This is a genomic window from Conexibacter stalactiti, assembly GCF_033542075.1.
Lineage (GTDB): Bacteria > Actinomycetota > Thermoleophilia > Solirubrobacterales > Solirubrobacteraceae > Conexibacter > Conexibacter stalactiti.
On record NZ_JAWSTH010000003.1, the window covers coordinates 77,002 to 92,671 of the forward strand.

At 71.9% G+C, this 15,670-nt stretch carries 18 protein-coding genes; 14 read left to right on the plus strand and 4 right to left on the minus strand.

Annotation, left to right across the window (positions count from 1 at the left end):
- Window positions 1-2: 2 nt before the first annotated feature.
- Genes R7226_RS02440 through R7226_RS02490 form a run of 11 tightly spaced genes read left to right on the plus strand, consistent with a single transcriptional unit; the run spans window position 3 to window position 9,442 of the window.
- Window positions 3-1,298, plus strand: coding sequence for a phytoene desaturase family protein (locus R7226_RS02440; protein ID WP_318595440.1), 1,296 nt, complete (start codon window positions 3-5; stop codon window positions 1,296-1,298).
- Window positions 1,285-2,268, plus strand: coding sequence for a MaoC family dehydratase (locus tag R7226_RS02445; protein WP_404827757.1), 984 nt, complete (start codon window positions 1,285-1,287; stop codon window positions 2,266-2,268). The genes R7226_RS02440 and R7226_RS02445 overlap by 14 nt, the downstream gene beginning before the upstream one ends.
- Window positions 2,265-3,512 carry a CoA transferase gene (locus R7226_RS02450; RefSeq protein ID WP_318595442.1) on the plus strand — a complete coding sequence of 416 codons (1,248 nt, stop codon included), beginning with the start codon at window positions 2,265-2,267 and terminating at the stop codon, window positions 3,510-3,512. Before R7226_RS02445 ends, R7226_RS02450 begins: the two co-directional genes overlap by 4 nt.
- The gene (locus R7226_RS02455; RefSeq protein WP_318595443.1) at window positions 3,509-4,279 is read left to right on the plus strand and encodes an enoyl-CoA hydratase/isomerase family protein; all 771 of its coding nucleotides are present in this window, start codon (window positions 3,509-3,511) and stop codon (window positions 4,277-4,279) included. Before R7226_RS02450 ends, R7226_RS02455 begins: the two co-directional genes overlap by 4 nt.
- On the plus strand, window positions 4,276-5,085 hold the full coding sequence (locus R7226_RS02460) for an enoyl-CoA hydratase/isomerase family protein (RefSeq protein WP_318595444.1): 810 nt from the start codon (window positions 4,276-4,278) through the stop codon (window positions 5,083-5,085). Before R7226_RS02455 ends, R7226_RS02460 begins: the two co-directional genes overlap by 4 nt.
- Window positions 5,082-5,792, plus strand: a complete 711-nt coding sequence (locus R7226_RS02465; RefSeq protein WP_318595445.1) for an SDR family NAD(P)-dependent oxidoreductase — start codon at window positions 5,082-5,084, stop codon at window positions 5,790-5,792. The genes R7226_RS02460 and R7226_RS02465 overlap by 4 nt, the downstream gene beginning before the upstream one ends.
- 51 nt (window positions 5,793-5,843) lie before the next feature.
- A complete protein-coding gene (locus R7226_RS02470) occupies window positions 5,844-7,109 on the plus strand; it encodes an aromatic ring-hydroxylating oxygenase subunit alpha (protein ID WP_318595446.1) in 1,266 nt (421 codons plus the stop codon).
- The gene (locus R7226_RS02475; protein ID WP_318595447.1) at window positions 7,106-7,597 is read left to right on the plus strand and encodes an aromatic-ring-hydroxylating dioxygenase subunit beta; all 492 of its coding nucleotides are present in this window, start codon (window positions 7,106-7,108) and stop codon (window positions 7,595-7,597) included. The genes R7226_RS02470 and R7226_RS02475 overlap by 4 nt, the downstream gene beginning before the upstream one ends.
- Window positions 7,597-7,827, plus strand: coding sequence for a hypothetical protein (locus tag R7226_RS02480; RefSeq protein WP_318595448.1), 231 nt, complete (start codon window positions 7,597-7,599; stop codon window positions 7,825-7,827). The genes R7226_RS02475 and R7226_RS02480 overlap by 1 nt, the downstream gene beginning before the upstream one ends.
- Complete coding sequence (locus R7226_RS02485) at window positions 7,827-9,185, plus strand: ferredoxin--NADP reductase domain-containing protein (protein WP_318595449.1); 1,359 nt, start codon at window positions 7,827-7,829, stop codon at window positions 9,183-9,185. The genes R7226_RS02480 and R7226_RS02485 overlap by 1 nt, the downstream gene beginning before the upstream one ends.
- Window positions 9,182-9,442: a 4Fe-4S dicluster domain-containing protein gene (locus R7226_RS02490; RefSeq protein WP_318595450.1), complete on the plus strand. Its 261-nt coding sequence runs from the start codon at window positions 9,182-9,184 to the stop codon at window positions 9,440-9,442. The genes R7226_RS02485 and R7226_RS02490 overlap by 4 nt, the downstream gene beginning before the upstream one ends.
- Window positions 9,443-9,452: 10 nt before the next feature.
- Here the strand turns inward: R7226_RS02490 and R7226_RS02495 are convergent, their stop codons facing one another.
- The gene (locus tag R7226_RS02495; RefSeq protein ID WP_318595451.1) at window positions 9,453-9,869 is read right to left on the minus strand and encodes an SHOCT domain-containing protein; all 417 of its coding nucleotides are present in this window, start codon (window positions 9,867-9,869) and stop codon (window positions 9,453-9,455) included.
- A 246-nt stretch (window positions 9,870-10,115) separates the two neighbouring features.
- Between R7226_RS02495 and R7226_RS02500 the strand changes: the two genes are divergently transcribed.
- The 3 genes from R7226_RS02500 (at window position 10,116) to R7226_RS02510 (ending at window position 13,075) form a co-directional block, all read left to right on the plus strand.
- On the plus strand, window positions 10,116-10,865 hold the full coding sequence (locus R7226_RS02500; protein ID WP_318595452.1) for a response regulator transcription factor: 750 nt from the start codon (window positions 10,116-10,118) through the stop codon (window positions 10,863-10,865).
- A gap of 140 nt (window positions 10,866-11,005) precedes the next feature.
- Complete coding sequence (locus R7226_RS02505) at window positions 11,006-12,727, plus strand: cupredoxin domain-containing protein (protein WP_318595453.1); 1,722 nt, start codon at window positions 11,006-11,008, stop codon at window positions 12,725-12,727.
- A gap of 9 nt (window positions 12,728-12,736) precedes the next feature.
- Entirely contained in the window at window positions 12,737-13,075 is a 339-nt protein-coding gene (locus R7226_RS02510) for a cupredoxin domain-containing protein (RefSeq protein WP_318595454.1), read from the plus strand.
- Between the two features lies 1 nt (window position 13,076).
- Here the strand turns inward: R7226_RS02510 and R7226_RS02515 are convergent, their stop codons facing one another.
- From R7226_RS02515 to R7226_RS02525, 3 genes are all read right to left on the minus strand, one after another.
- Window positions 13,077-13,574, minus strand: coding sequence for a glutathione peroxidase (locus R7226_RS02515; RefSeq protein WP_318595455.1), 498 nt, complete (start codon window positions 13,572-13,574; stop codon window positions 13,077-13,079).
- Between the two features lie 11 nt (window positions 13,575-13,585).
- Window positions 13,586-15,109, minus strand: a complete 1,524-nt coding sequence (locus R7226_RS02520; protein WP_404827758.1) for an MFS transporter — start codon at window positions 15,107-15,109, stop codon at window positions 13,586-13,588.
- A 147-nt stretch (window positions 15,110-15,256) separates the two neighbouring features.
- On the minus strand, window positions 15,257-15,592 hold the full coding sequence (locus tag R7226_RS02525; protein ID WP_318595457.1) for a hypothetical protein: 336 nt from the start codon (window positions 15,590-15,592) through the stop codon (window positions 15,257-15,259).
- Window positions 15,593-15,670: the final 78 nt, after the last annotated feature.

Genomic DNA, 15,670 nt, shown 5'->3' on the forward strand with positions numbered 1-15,670 from the left:
CAATGTCTGAGCACACGAACGTACTGGTGATCGGCGCGGGCATGGGCGGCGTCTGCGCCGCCGCGCGCCTCGCCGCGGCCGGGCAGAGACCGCTGCTGGTCGAGCGCGCCGAGCGTGTCGGCGGCCGCGCCTCCTCGTTTCAGAAGGACGGCTACACGATCAACACCGGCGCCGTCGCGATCGAGTACGGCGGCGCGATGGAGGAGACCTTCGAGCAGGTCGGCGCCGACTTCGCGCTGCGCTTCCCCGAGCCGGCCAACGTCTTCCGCATCGGCGGCAAGACCGTCAACCCGGCCAAGGGCGGCTGGGCCTTCCTGCTCGACCGCATCACGAAGAAGGGCGCGAAGGTACTCACGCAGCTCGGCAGCGCCAAGCGCGGCGACTATCCCGAGGAGCAGCTGACGCTCGAGCAGTGGATCGGCAGAGCGACCTCCAACGAGACGATCCACCGCCTCTTCCGCAACCTCGCCGCCGCGATCTTCGCCGTCAACGCCGACGAGATCCCGGCGAAGGCGTTCCTGACGTACTTCATGGAGAAGGGCGCCTTCCGCAAGTTCGGCTTCCATCCCGACGGCACGATCGGCGTCACGCAGGCGCTCGCCGACGTCGTCACCCGCGAGGGCGGCCAGATCTGGCTCGACAGCGAGGTCGTGCGGCTGCACAGCGCCGACGGCCGTGTCACCGGCGCGACGATCCGGCGCGGGGGCGAGGAGGTCGAGGTGACCTGCGGCAGCGTCATCTCCAACGCCGGGCCCGAGGCGACGATCGCGCTCGCCGGCGAGCAGGCGCTCGGCGCCGACTACGTCGCCTCGATCCGCAGGCTCTCCAAGCCGACGGCCAACTTCATCATCCACGTCGCCAGCGACGAGCCGCTGCTCGACACGCCCGGCCTGATCGTCTTCTCGAACACCGAGCGCGTCTGCAACGCCGGCAACATGACCGCGACCTGCCCGGAGCTGGCGCCGGAGGGCAAGCACCTGACGGTCGTCTACGCGGTCCCGCGCCCGGCCGTCGGCGAGTTCGACGGGGAGCGCGAGCTGCAGCTGTCGCTCGACGAGCTGCACGCCGAGCTGCCGGGGATGGCCGCGGCCGAGGTGATCGACGCGCGCATCATGCGCGGCGACTGGCCGGCGCAGCGCGCGCTCTCAGGCTACGAGATGCCGCGCGAGACGCCGCTCGACAACCTCTGGAACGTCGGCGACGGCGTGCGCGACTACGGCAGCGGCGGAACCCAGTCGTGCGCGGAGACCGCGCGCGACGTCGTCGCGGAGCTGCTCGGTGAGCCTGTCGCGTCCTGAGGCCGGGGTGCGGCCCGGCGGCCCGTACTTCGACGAGCTGGCGCTCGGCGACGTCTTCGACGGCGCGCCCGCCGTCACGCTGACCGCCGGCGACGCCGCGCTCCACCGCGCGATCGTCGGCGACCGGCTGCGGCTCGCGCTCGACGAGCGGCTCGCCGAGCGGGTGACGGGCGCGCCGGGCCTGCTGGCGCATCCGGCGCTCGTCTGGGACGTCGCGATCGGCCAGTCGACCGTCGTCACGCGGCGCGTGATCGCCAACCTCTTCTACCGCGGCTTCATCCTCCGCCGCGCGCCGCGGATCGGCGACACGCTGCGCACGACGACGACCGTCGAGGCGCTGCGCGAGACCTCGCGGCGGCCGGACCGCGCGCCGAGCGGGCTCGCCGTCCTGCGGATCGTGACGGTCGACCAGGAGGAGCGGCCGGTGCTCGACTTCCACCGCTGCGCGATGCTGCCGCTGCGGCCGGGGGCCGCGCCGACCGGGCTCGACGCGCCGCTGGAGCCGATCGGCGAGCAGCTCGACGCCGCGCTGCTGGCGGCGAGCTGGGAGGGCTGGGACCTCGGCCTGCTGACGCCGACCGCGGTCGCGGCCGGCGACGCGTGGACGGTCGAGGGCGCCGACGTCGTCTCCTGCGCGCCCGAGCTGGCGCGGCTGACGCTCAACATCGCCACCGCCCACCACGACCGCACCGCCAACGTCTCCGGCAGGCGGCTCGTCTACGGCGGTCACACGATCGCGGTCGCGGCGGCGCAGCTCACACGGCTGCTGCCCGACCTCGTGACGGTCGCGGGCTGGCACGGCTGCGACCACCTCGCGCCGGTCTTCGAAGGCGATCTGCTGCGGACCGCGGTCGCGGTCGAGCAGCGCGACGGCGCGCTGGTCCATCTGCGCTGCGCCGTCGAGGCCGAGCGCGCCGACGGCGAACGCGTCGACGTGCTCGACTGGCGGCCCGTGGCGGTGGTCGCATGAGCGGCGTGCTGGCGGGGATGCGCGTCGTCGAGGGGTCGGCCTTCGTGGCGGCGCCGCTGGGCGGCATGACGCTCGCGCAGCTCGGCGCCGACGTGATCCGCTTCGACCAGATCGGCGGCGGCCTCGACCGCGACCGCTGGCCGCTTGCCGCCGACGGCCAGAGCCTCTTCTGGGCCGGGCTGAACAAGGGCAAGCGCTCGATCCAGCTCGACCTCCGCTCCGAGGAAGGACGGGAGCTGGCGCAGGCGCTCGTGACCGCGCCGGGCGAGGACGCCGGGCTGTTCCTGACCAACTTCCCCGCGCGCGGCTGGCTGGCGCACGCGGCGCTGCAGGCGCGCCGTCCCGACCTCGTGATGGTCGCGCTGACCGGCAATCCGGACGGCTCCAGCGAGGTCGACTACACCGTCAACCCGTCGACCGGCTTCCCGTGGGCGACCGGGCCGCGCAACCTCGCCGAGCCGCTCAACAGCGTCCTGCCGGCGTGGGACGTGGCGATGGGCACGCTCGCGACGACCGGCCTGCTCGCCGCCGAGCGGCGGCGCGCGCGGACCGGCGAGGGGACGCTCGTGCGGCTGTCGCTCTCCGACGTCGCCTTCGCGATGGTCGGCAACCTCGGCCGCATCGCCGAGGCGCAGCTCGGCGGCCGCGACCAGCCGAAGGACGGCAACTACCTCTACGGCGCCTTCGGGCACGACTTCGAGACGCGCGACGGGCGCCGCGTGATGGTCGTCGCGCTGACCGCGCGCCAATGGCGCGCGCTGCAGGACGTGACCGGCCTGCACGAGGCGTGCGGAAGCCTCGAACAGGTCAGCGGCCACGACCTCAGCACCGAGGCGGGTCGCTTCGAGGGCCGCGACCTGATCGCGGCGCTGCTGCGCCCGTGGTTCGCGCAGCGCGAGATGGGCGAGCTCCGCGCCGCCTTCGCCGGCACCGGCGTCTCGTGGGGTCCGTACCAGACGTTCAAGCAGCTGGTCGAGGAGGACGAGCGCTGCTCGCCGGCCAATCCGATGTTCACGGAGGTCGAGCATCGCGGGCTCGGCAGGTACCTGATGCCGGGCTCACCGCTCGACTTCGCCGCCGAGACCCGCGAGCCGGCACGCCGCGCGCCGCTGCTGGGCGAGCACACCGAGGAGGTCCTCGCGGACGTGCTCGGCCTGGGCGACGCCGAGATCGGCCGCCTGCTCGATCGCGGCGTCGTCGCCGGCGCGGACGCGGACGCCGGCGCGCGGAGCGCGGTCGCATGAGCGGCGAGCAGCCCGTGCTGACGGCGGTCGCCGACGGCGTCGGCTCGATCACGCTGAACCGGCCGCAGGCGATGAACGCGATCACCGTCGGGCTCGCCGAAGGGCTGGAGCGCGCGCTGGCGGAGCTGGCGCCGCAGGTCTCGGTGATCGTGATCCGCGGCGCCGGCGGGAACTTCTGCGTCGGCGGCGACTTCAACGAGCTGGAGGCGCTGCGGGCGCGGGGGCCCGCCGCGATGGCCGGCCTCTTCGCCGCCTTCGGCCGCGCCTGCGCGCTCGTCGCCGCCGTCGACGTGCCCGTCGTCACCGTCGTCGAGGGCTACGCGATGGCGGGCGGCTTCGAGCTGATGCAGGCCGCCGACATCGCGCTCGTCGCCGACGACGCGAAGCTGGCCGACAACCACTCGAACTTCGGGCAGGTCCCGGGCGGCGGCGGCTCGCAGCTGCTGCCGCGGCTCGTCGGCCGCCAGCGGGCGACCGCCCACATCCTGCTCGGCGACCGCATCTCCGGCGCCGAGGCGGCGGCGTGGGGCCTCGCCTACCGCGCCGTCCCGCGCGGCGACCTCGACGAGGCCGCCGCCGCGCTCGCCGCGAGGCTCGCCGGCAAGACGCGCGAGGCGCAGGCGCGCACGAAGCGGCTGATCCGCGACGGCCTGGAGCTGCCGCTCGCCGAGGGCGTGGCGCTGGAGCGCCGCGTCGTCGTCGAGCACCTGACCGGCGAGGCCGCGGGCGACGGGATCGCATCGTTCACCACACGAGGAGCAAGATGACGTCCGAGACGCTGATCGGCGAGGGGCCGGTGCTCCTCGACCTCGACGACGGGGTGGCGCTGCTGCGCTTCAACCGGCCGGAGGCGTTCAACGGCCTCGACGTGCCGTTTCTGCGCGCGCTGTACGAGGCCGTCATGGCGATCCACGGCGAGCCGCGCGCCCGCGCCGTGCTGGTCACCGGCGAGGGCAAGCACTTCTGCGCCGGCGGGGACGTGAAGACGTTCGCGTCGAAGGGCGAGGCGCTGCCCGACTACCTGCGCGAGGCGACCAGCTGGCTGCAGATCTGCGCCTCGGCGCTGATGCGGTTGCAGGCGCCGGTGGTCGCGGCCGTGCACGGCTTCGCGGCCGGCGGCGGCGGGCTCGGCCTCGTCTGCGCCTCGGACCTCGTGATCGCCGAGCGCTCGGCGAAGTTCATGCTCGGCGCGACGCGCGTCGGGATGGCGCCGGACGCCGGCGGCTCGGTCACGCTCACGCACCTCGTCGGCTTCCGCAAGGCGATGGAGATCGCGCTCACCAACCCGACGATCGAGGCCGAGGAGGCGCTGCGGATCGGCCTGATCACGCGCGTCGTCGACGACGGCGCCGCGCGCGAGGAGGGGCTGCGGCTGGCGCGCGAGCTGGCGGCCGGGCCGACGCTCGCGCTGGGGGAGACGAAGCGGCTGCTGTGGGAGGGGCTCGGTGCGACCGTCGAGGCGCGCCTGCCCGACGAGGCCCGCACCGTCGCCGCGCTGTCGGGCACCGAGGACGCGCGCGAGGGGCTCGCGGCCGTGATCGAGCGGCGCGCGCCGGAGTACCGCGGACGATGAGACGGACCGCGCTCGTCACCGGCGGCTCCTACGGCATCGGCGCCGCGATCGCGGAGCGGCTGGTCGCTGACGGGGCCGACGTCGTCATCACCGGGCGCAAGCTCGACGGCGCGCGCGAGCAGGCCGCGCGGATCGGCGCGCGCGCCGTCGCCTTCGACGTCGCCGACCATGCCGCGACGACCGCCGCGATCCGCGACCTGGGCCGGATCGACATCCTCGTCAACAACGCCGGCGCCGACCACTTCGGCTGGTTCACGCAGGTTCCGTACGAGACGTGGAAGCGGATCCTCGCCGTGAACCTCGACGGCGTCCTCTCCTGCACGCAGGCGGCGCTGCCGGGGATGCAGGAGAACGGCTGGGGCCGGATCGTCACCGTCGGCTCCGAGGCCGGCCGGATCGGCTCCAAGGGCAATGCTGCCTACGCGGCTGCCAAGGGCGCGGTGATCGCCTTCACGAAGTCGATCGCACGCGAGAACGCGCGCTTCGCGATCACCGCGAACGTCTGCTCACCCGGGCCGATCGAGACGCCGCTGCTGCGCGAGATGAGCGATCACGCGATCGCGGTCGTGACCGAGCAGACGCAGCTGAGGCGTCTCGGCACGACCGCTGAGGTCGCCGCCGCCGTCGCCTTCCTCGTCTCGGAGGAGGCGTCGTACGTGACCGGCGAGACCCTCGGCGTCTCCGGTGGGATGGCGCTCGGCGGATGACCGGACAGTCTGTACGGACACTCTGTCCATGTTCGTGTTAGGATGGCTTCCATGAGTACTGTCGACGCCACCATCGGATGGGATCGGCTGATCGAGCACGATCGGGTCCACGGCTCGCTCTACACCGATCCGGCGATCTACGAGGCCGAGCTGGAGCGCATCTGGTACCGCACGTGGGTCTACGTCGGCCACGTCAGCGAGGTGCCCGAGCCCAACGACTACATCGTCAAGTCGATCGGGCCGCAGCCGGTGATCATGAGCCGCGACAAGCAGGGCGAGATCCACCTCCTGCTCAACCGCTGCACCCATCGCGCCAACCTCGTCTGCGACGCGGCCAGAGGCAACTCCAGCGCCTTCCGCTGCCCCTACCACGGCTGGACGTTCTCGAACACCGGCAGACTGCTCGGCTACCCGTTCAACAGCGGGTACGACGGGCGCGAGGCGAAGCGAGAGCTTGGCCTCGGGCGCGTGACGCGCGTCGAGATCTACCAGGGCTTCGTCTTCGGCTCGTTCGCCGAGGAGGGCCCGACGCTGCTCGAACATCTCGGCGCCGCGCGCGAGGCGCTCGACCGCCTCGTCGCGCTGTCGCCGACTGGGGAGCTGGACCTCAGCGCCGGCTGGCTCCAGCACAAGGTGAAGGCGAACTGGAAGATGCTCGTCGAGAACGAGACCGACGGCTACCACCCGCAGTTCGTCCACTCGTCGATCTTCAGCGTCGCCAAGAGCGGCATCGGCGACCTCTACGGCGAGGAGTCGACGGCGCTCTCGCGCGACCTCGGCAACGGCCACACCGAGAACGACCTGCGGCCCGAGTTCCGCCGCATCGGGCAGCCGCTCGGCTGGTTCGGCACGACGCCCGACCGCGTGCCCGACTACGTCGCGCAACTGGAGGCCGCCAAGGGCGTGGAGACGGCGCGCGAGCTGATGATCGACGGCTCGCCGCACGTGATGCTGTTCCCCAACCTCTTCATCGCGGAGATCCAGCTGTTCGTGATCCAGCCGCTGGCGATCGACGAGACCGTCCAGCACGTCACCGCGGTGCAGTACAAGGGCGCGCCGGACATGAACCGCCGCATGCTGCAGCAGACGATCGGCTCGGTCGGCCCGGCCGGCTTCCTGCTCGCCGACGACTCCGAGATGTACGAGCGCAACCAGCGCGGCGTCCATGCCCGCTCGCCCGAGTGGGTCGTGCTCAAGCGCGGCACCCACCGCGAGCGGCTCGACGAGAACGGCCACGTCGTCGGCGACGCGACCGACGAGGTTCCGCAGCGCGCGATCTGGAAGCACTACCGCCAGCTGATGGAGACGGGCGCATGAGCGCGGCGGCGCTGAACCTCGACCTGCTGCTGGAGGTCCAGCAGTTCGTCTACCGCGAGGCGCGCTTGCAGGACGAGCACGACTACGACGCGTGGGAGGCGCTCTGGGCTGAGGAGGCGACCTACTGGGTGCCCGCCAACGGCGACTCGATCGATCCGACGCGAGAGATGTCGATCATCTTCGACAACCGCTCGCGGATCGCCACGCGCGTCAAGCAGCTCAAGACCGGCAAGCGCCACGCGCAGGCGCCGCCCTCGCGCGTCCGCCGCGTCGTCTCCAACGTCGAGCTGCTCGCCGAGGACGGCGACGAGCTGATCGTCGGCGCCAACTTCGTCGTCTACGAGTCACGCGAGCGCGGTCTGACGCTGTGGGCCGGGCGCAGCACCTACCGGCTGCAGCGGGTCGACGGCGATCTCCGCATGGCATACAAGAAGGTCGAGCTGGTCGACAACGACCGCCCGGTCTACACGCTCGCCTTCCTGATCTGATGGACGTCAGCGAGGTCGTCAGCGAGTTCGCCGCGGTCGCGCTGTCGATCGACCACGACGGCAACGGACCGCGGCTGCGGATCGAGGACCTCAAGACCGGTCACGTTGGCTATCTCGACGCGCTCGAGCTGGAGACGCTCGCGTGGCTGCCTGAGGGCGCGCTGCATCCAATGCTCGACCCGTCACACCACCGCTGGCGCAAGCCGGCACCGGGAGGAGGAATCCACTGATGCGCATCGCCATCGTCGGCGCCGGCCCGTCGGGCTTCTTCGCCGCCGGCCATCTGCTCGGCAGAGGGCACGAGGTCGACCTCTACGACCGGCTCCCGACCCCGTGGGGGCTGGTCCGCGGCGGCGTCGCCCCCGACCATCCCAACATCAAGTCGGTCTCGCGGGTGTTCGAGAAGATCGCGGCCCGGCCCGGCTTCCGCTTCTTCGGCAACGTCGAGGTCGGCAGCGACGTCAGCCACCAGCAGCTGCTCGACTGGTACCACGCGGTCATCTACACCGTCGGCACGGCGATCGACCGTCGCAGCGGCGTGCCGGGCGAGCAGCTGCCCGGGTCGCACTCGGCGACCGAGTTCGTCGGCTGGTACAACGGCCACCCCGACTACGCCGGCCACGAGTTCGACCTCTCCGGCGAGCGCGCGATCGTGATCGGCAACGGCAACGTCGCGATCGACGTCGCGCGGATGCTGACGCTCACGCGCGACGAGCTGGCCGCCACCGACGCGGCCGATCACGCGATCGAGGCGCTCGACGCGGCGAACATCCGCGAGATCGTCGTGCTCGGCCGGCGCGGTCCGCACCAGGCCGCCTTCACCAACCCGGAGCTGCTCGAGCTGGGCGAGCTGCTCGACGCCGACGTCGTCGTCGATCCCGCGGACCTGGAGGCCGACCCCGCGCTCGCCGGCGAGGAGCTGGACGAGCTGGACGAGGTGCTCGAGCACACGCTGGAGATCCTCGGCGGCTACGCGCAGCGGGCGCCGTCGGGGAAGCGCAAGCGCGTCGTGCTGAGGTTCATGTCGTCGCCGGTCGAGATCGTCGGCGACGGGAGGGTGGAGGCCGTCACGGTCGTGCGCAACCGGCTCGAACGCGACGCCGGCGGCGTCCTGCGCGCGCGGGCGACCGGCCTCACGCAGGAGCTCCCGGCGGGGATCGTCTTCCGCGCGATCGGCTACCAGGGCGTCGCGGTCCCGGGCGTGCCGTTCGACGCGGCGACCGGCCTGATCCCGCACGACGGCCGCGGCCGCGTCACCGGCGCCGAGCGCACCTACGTTGCCGGCTGGATCAAGCGCGGTCCCTCGGGCGTGATCGGCACGAACAAGAGATGCGCGATCGACACCTCCAAGGCGCTGCTCGCCGATCTCGAAGCGGGCGTGCTGGGCGGCGGTCCGGCCGCCGAGCCCGACGTGGTCGAGCGCGAGCTGCGCGAGCGGATCCCCGATCTCGTCGACCATGCCGGCTGGGCGTCGATCGACGCCGCCGAGCGCGCCGCCGGCGAGCCGGCCGGCCGGCCGCGCGTGAAGCTGACGACGATCCCGGACCTGCTCGAAGCGGCGGCGGCACCGAACGAGGCGGTCCGATGAGCTATGTGATCACCGACAGATGCGTCGGCAACAAGGACGCCTCGTGCACCGAGGTCTGCCCGGTCGACTGCATCCACCCGACGCCCGACGAGGACGGCTTCGCCGAGGCGGAGATGCTCCACATCGACCCCGACGAGTGCATCGACTGCGACGCCTGCTTCGAGTCCTGCCCGTTCAAGGCGATCTACCCGAAGGGGCAGCTCCCGGCGGACCTCGTCCAGTTCGCCGAGATCAACGCGGCGCACTTCGAGAGCTGACCTCCGGCCTCTACGACGCCAGCGCCTTCGCCTTCAGCGACGCGAACTCGTCGTCGTTGATCGTCCCTCTCGCGCGCAGCCGCTCGGCCGCCTCGATCTGCGCCGCGGCGCCGCCGCCGCTGCCGCCGTTGCCCGAACCGGCGACCGTGCGGACGCGCTCGTCGAACTGCCGCTGGACGCGGTCGGCCTGCTCCATGTTGCGGCGCACCATCCCGTCGTGCTGGGCGATCAGATAGGTCAGCACGCCTATGAACGGCAGCACGATCATGAAGACGCACCATGCGGCCTTCTTCCAGCCGCCGATGTCGTCACGCCGGAAGACGTCGCTGAGGATCACGATCATCATCCAGATCCAGGCGACCCAGGCGAAGAAGATGATCATCGACCACAGCACGTCGAGAAAAGGGAAGTCGGCAGCGAACACCATCGGGGTACCTCCTCTGCCGCCGGCCCACGCGGCGGACGCTTGGGGCACCGAGGTTGGCGCGGCGGCGTGACGCCGGCAAGGAGGCAGGCACCACGCCCGGCAGGTGCCGGCATCCCCGCATGCGGCGGTTCTCACCAGCTTCCCACCACGTGCGGGCCTGAATTGCGGTACAACAGCGTCTGGAAGCGGTGCATCCACTGCTTGCGGTGGGGGCACCGGGGCCGGGGCGGAACTGAAGGAGCGCACGTGCTCGGGCAGGCTCTGTTCAACGCCGGGGTGACCGAAGCGACGACCGCGGGAACGATCTCGGTCGCGCTCGCCGACGGCAGCTTTCTCGTCCGCGAGGCCGTCGCGCATCTGCTCGCCGACGCCGACGGCGTCGAGGTCGTCGCCGTCTGCCGCGACCGCGCCGCGCTGCTGGCCGCGGTCGAGCGCGAGCAGCCGGACGTCGTCGTGACCGACAGCAGCCTCGCGCCCGACCGGGGGCGCGAGCCGCCGCCGCTCGCGATCGGCGAGGAGCTGCGGCGCAGCCATCCCGACATCGGCGTCGTCGAGCTGAGCCAGCGGGTCGAGCCCCGCTTCGGCGTCGAACTGCTCGCCGACGGCGCCGGCGGCCGCGCCTACCTGCTGAAGGAGCGGCTCGACGACAGCCGCCAGCTCGTCGCCGCGATCGACGTCGTCGCCCATGGCGGCGCCTACATCGACGCGTGCGTGATCGAGCGGATGCGCGCCGTGCGAGCGCTCGCCGAGCGGTCGCCGCTGGCCGAGCTGTCGCCGCGCGAGCGCGACGTGCTCGCGCAGATCGCGACCGGCAAGAGCAACGCGCGGATCGCCGCCGACCTCGTGCTGACCAAGCGCGCGGTCGAGAAGCACATCAACGCGATCTTCCTGAAGCTCGGCCTCAGCTACGAGACCGACGTCAGCCGTCGCGTGATGGCGACGCTGATCCACCAGGCCGCGACGCACGACGAGGAGCCGCAGCCGCTCCTGCGCTGAGCCGGCGGCCGCGCTTGCCGAGCGCGCCGCGCTGACGGCGACGGTCGCGCGTTGACCGCGCCTGTGGCGGCCGTTACGTTGTTGTTGACCGTGCGGTAATGCCGTGCCGTCGCTGTGACACCCGAGGAGAGGTCGGTCCGATGTCGTTGTTCTCGCGGCTTGCGCGGACGCTTCCGCTCGTCGTCAGCGCGGCCGCGCTGTGCGCGTTCGCCGCCGTGCCCGCCGCCGCGGCGAGCCGCATCGACGAGCAGTACCGCGCCGACGCGCACGCCTCGGCGTTCACGAGAACGGCGACGAACATGCGGATCCCGGTGCGCGACCCCGGGCCGCCGCCCGGCGCGCAGGTGCTGAGATACAGATTCGGGCCGCTGACGATCAGACCGGGGCAGAACCTGATCGACGTCGACCTGCAGAAGGAGCGGCCGAACGTCGACGGCTGGATCGTCGGCTTCCGCCCGGGCCTCGTCGACGCCAGAACGGGGAAGAGCCCGCCCGTCACCGAGGTCCACCTGCACCACGCGGTCTGGCTGGTCGACTTCAGACCGACCTTCGCGGCCGGTGAGGAGAAGACGAACTTCAGCGCACCCCAGGGATACGGCTGGCGCTACACGACGAGACAGATGTGGCTCGTCAACCACATGATCCACGACCTCGTCGGCCAGCCCCACCAGGTCTACCTCACCTACGAGCTGTACTTCATCCCCGACAGCGCGCCCGAGGCGGCCGGCGTCAGAGAGATCCGGACGCAGTGGATGGACGTCCAGGGCGTCAAGCCGTACCCCGTCTTCAACGCGCTGAAGGGCTCCGGCACGCGCGGCAAGTTCGCCTACCCCGACCAGGCGAAGGACCCGTACCCGGACCGCCCGGCGGGCAGCCCCCGCAACCAGTGGGTCGCCGACCGCGACGCGACGCTCGTGCTCGCCGCCGGTCACCTCCATCCGGGCGGGCTGTGGACCGACCTGACGGTGACGCGCGCCGGCCGCACCGTGCGCGTCTTCCGCTCACGCGCGAACTACTACGAGCCGAGCGGCGCCGTCTCGTGGGACGTCGCGATGAGCGCGACCGGCCCCGACTGGCGGGTGCAGATTCGCAGAGGCGACGTGCTCGCCGTCAACGCGACCTACGACACCAGTCGCGCCTCCTGGTACGAGGTGATGGGGATCATGATCACCGGCATCACCGTCGGCGACGAGGGCGGCGTCGACCCCTTCACCGGCCAGGTCGACCAGAGCGACTTCCTCACGCACGGCCGTCTGCGCGAGAACGTCGAACCGCCCGGCACGCGCAGACGCAATCCCGGCTACTCCAACGCGGTCAAGCTGCGCCAGGGCCCGTTCGTCTCGAAGGTCGTGATCCGCAACTTCGGCTTCGCGCCGGGCGACCTGACGATGCCGGGTCGCAGCGGGCTGCCGCCGTCGGTCGCGCAGGGCAGCAGCCTCACGTTCGTCAACAGAGACGAGCCGGCGACCGTCCGCTTCCACACCGTCACCGCGTGCAGAGCGCCGTGCGACCGCGGCAGCGGCATCAGCTTCCCGCTCGCCGACGGCGCCGGGCTGTTCGACTCCGGCGAGCTCGGCTTCGGGCCGGCGATCGGGACGGTCGGCCTCGGCGGAGGCGGAGGCGGCTACGGTGACGCGAGCGTCCCGGGCAGCCCCGTGATCGACGTGCCGGCCGCCAGAGAGGACTGCGAGGAGGGCGGGCCGACCGGCCTCATCAACGCGGTCAAGACCGGCTGCATCGGAAGACTGTCGTGGAAGACGCCGCGCGACCTCTCGCCCGGCACCTACACGTACTTCTGCCGCATCCATCCGTTCATGCGGGGCGCCTTCCGTGTCGTCCCGAAGCAACGCCTGAAGAACTAGGACCAGCTCATGATCAACCGCAAGCTCCTCGTCGCGGCGGCGGCAGCCATCGTCGCCGCCGGCGGCGGCGCGCTCGCCGTCGTGCCCGCGCTCGCCGCCACCAAGACCGTCACCGTCAAGGACAACGTCTTCGCGCCGACCGCACTGACGGTCGCCAAGGGGACGACCGTCAGATGGGTCTGGCGCGGCCGCGCCGCGCACAACGTCTCCGTGTCGAGAGGGCCGACGCGCTTCCACAGCCCGAACAAGGTGCGCGGCAGCTACTCGAAGCAGCTCGGCCGCGCCGGCACGTACGCGATCCACTGCACGATCCACCCGGGCATGAAGATGACCGTGAAGGTGCGGTAGCTCAGGCTCCCGCGCGCGCCAGCGCCGCTTCGATCGCGCCGACGACGTCGTCGGACTCCGGCTCGGTCTGCGGGCGGAAGCGGGCGACCACCTCGCCGCCGGGGGCGAGCAGGAACTTCTCGAAGTTCCACTGCACGTCGCCGGCCTCGCCGGCGGCGTCGGGATGGGCGGTCAGGTGCGCGTAGAGCGGATGGCGCTCCTCGCCGTTGACCTCGACCTTCTCCGTCAGCGGGAAGGTCGTGCCGTAGGTCGTCGAGCAGAAGGTGGCGATCTCCTCCGGCGTGCCGGGCTCCTGGCCCATGAACTGGTTGCAGGGCACGCCGAGGACGGTGAAGGCGTCGTCGCCGAAGCGCTGCTGCAGCCGCTCCAGCCCCTCGTACTGCGGCGTCAGGCCGCAGCGCGAGGCGACGTTGACGACGAGGACGACGCGCTCGGCGAGCGCGTCACGGTCGAGGTCGCTGCCGTCGAGGCGGCGCAGTTCGGTCTCGAATGGGCTCATGCGTGCGGAATCTACGCCGCTGGCGCGGCGGCGGTCTCGTCGTCGGCCACGACCTGCTCCTCGACGCGGCCGCGCGGCATCCCGAATCTGGCGACGAGGAAGGCGACGACCATGATCCCCGCCATCGCGTAGACGACGACCTGCGTCGACTGCGCGACGTCGAGCTGGACGGCGTCGAGCATCGCTCTGGTCGGGCCGCCGCCGGAGCCGCAGGCGCTGCCTGCGGCGGCGCTGCCGCCGGAGATCGAGTGCGCGATCGACTCGGCGCAGGCGCTCGGCACGCCTCTGGACGTGAGTGAGTCGTCGATGCGGCGGACGTTCTCGCTGATCAGGACCGAGCCGAGGATCGCGAGGCCGAGCGAGGCGCCGAAGTTGCGCACCGTCTGCGTGATGCCGGTGACCTCGCCGTAGCTCGTTCTCGGCGCGCGGTTGACGGCGTCGGTGCTGACCGGTCCGAGCACCAGGCCCATGCCGGCGCCCGCGAGCGCGAGGTAGTACCACTGGTTGGAGAAGTCCATGTCGGGCAGCTGCTGGCCCCAGAGCCAGAAGCCGAGCGCCGCGACTATGCAGCCGAGCGCGACCGCCGGCTTGGCGCCCTTGCTGTCGAGGATCCGCCCGCCCCACTGCGAGGCCGTCGCGAAGCCGCCGAAGAAGACGAGCAGGAAGAGGCCGGCCTCGCTCGAGCTGTAGTCGAGCGACGCCTGCGCGTAGACGCTGGCGAAGAAGAAGAGCGGCACGAACACGGCCGATATCAGGAACAGCACGAGGTTGTCGGCGCTGAACGCTCTCTGGGCGAAGATCCGCACCTGGATCAGCGGATCGGTCGTGCGCAGCTGGTAGAGCACGAAGACGACGAGCAGCACCAGCCCGGCGACTATGCAGCCGATCGTGCGCGGGTCGGCCCAACCCCACACGGCCGCCTGCTGGAGGCCGAGCACGGCGAGGCCCATCGCGATCGAGACGAGCACCGCGCCGCGGTAGTCGATCGGGACTCTGTGCGGTCTCTGGTCGGGCTTGGCGCGCAGCGTCAGCACGACCGCGATGATCGCGACCGGGACGTTGACCCAGAAGATCGCGCGCCACGTCCACTCGGTCAGGTAGCCGCCGGCGAGCGGGCCGACCGCGGTGAGGCCGCCGGTGGCGGCGAAGAAGATCGCCAGCGCCTTGCCGCGCTCGCGCAGCGGGTAGGCGGCGACGACGATCGCGAGCGCGGCCGGGAACAGCACCGCGGCGCTGGCGCCCTGCAGGATGCGGAAGAAGATCATCCACGTCTCGCCGAAGTCGCCGGTCGGCGTGGCGCCGCAGAGGGCGGAGAAGAGCGCGAAGCCGACGACACCGATCAGCACCATCCGCCGGTGGCCGAGCACGTCGGCGAGCTTGCCGCCGAGCGCGAAGAGGGCCGAGAGCGCGAGCAGGTAGCCGTTGATGATCCACTGCGCGCCGGTCGCCGACAGCGACAGGTCGTCCTGCAGCTCCGGGATCGCGAGCGCGACGATCGTCTGGTCGATGAACATCATCGCGACGGCGAAGATCATCGCCACCAGCGTCAGCCGTTTGTTGTTCACCGGAACTCCTCCGCGCCGTTTACCGGCGCAAGCCTAGGCGGGCGGGCGGCGGCGAGGCAAGCGCCGTCGCGGGCGCGGGTCAGCGCGCGCGGGGCCGCGGGGAGGGGCGTCGCCGCTTCAGCGCGGCAGCCGGCGGACCTGCCAGAGCAGCCACTCGTAGGAGGCGTCGCCGCCGCAGACGGCGGGCCAGTCGCGCAGCGCACGCTCGACTCTCGCGGCCGGCACGCGGCCGAGGATCCGCACGCTGCCGCCGTGACCCTCGCCGTCGAGGTGGCGGACGGTGTACAGCTCTTCCGTCTCCTCGATCCAGGCGGCGCGGTAGGTCGAGCCGTCGCGCGCTCTCCAGCGCAGCCCGAGGTCGCGCTCGCGCGAACGACGGCGGGTCGGGTCGGAATAGAGCGCCTGCAGGGAGGGGAGGGAGGTGCGATTTGAGGAGATCGCCGCGCTGTTCATGGCTGCAGCATCACCGCGAACCCTGAACGACTCCTTGTCCTCACCTCAAAGAACTATGAGAGTCGGCGCGCGGGTTCG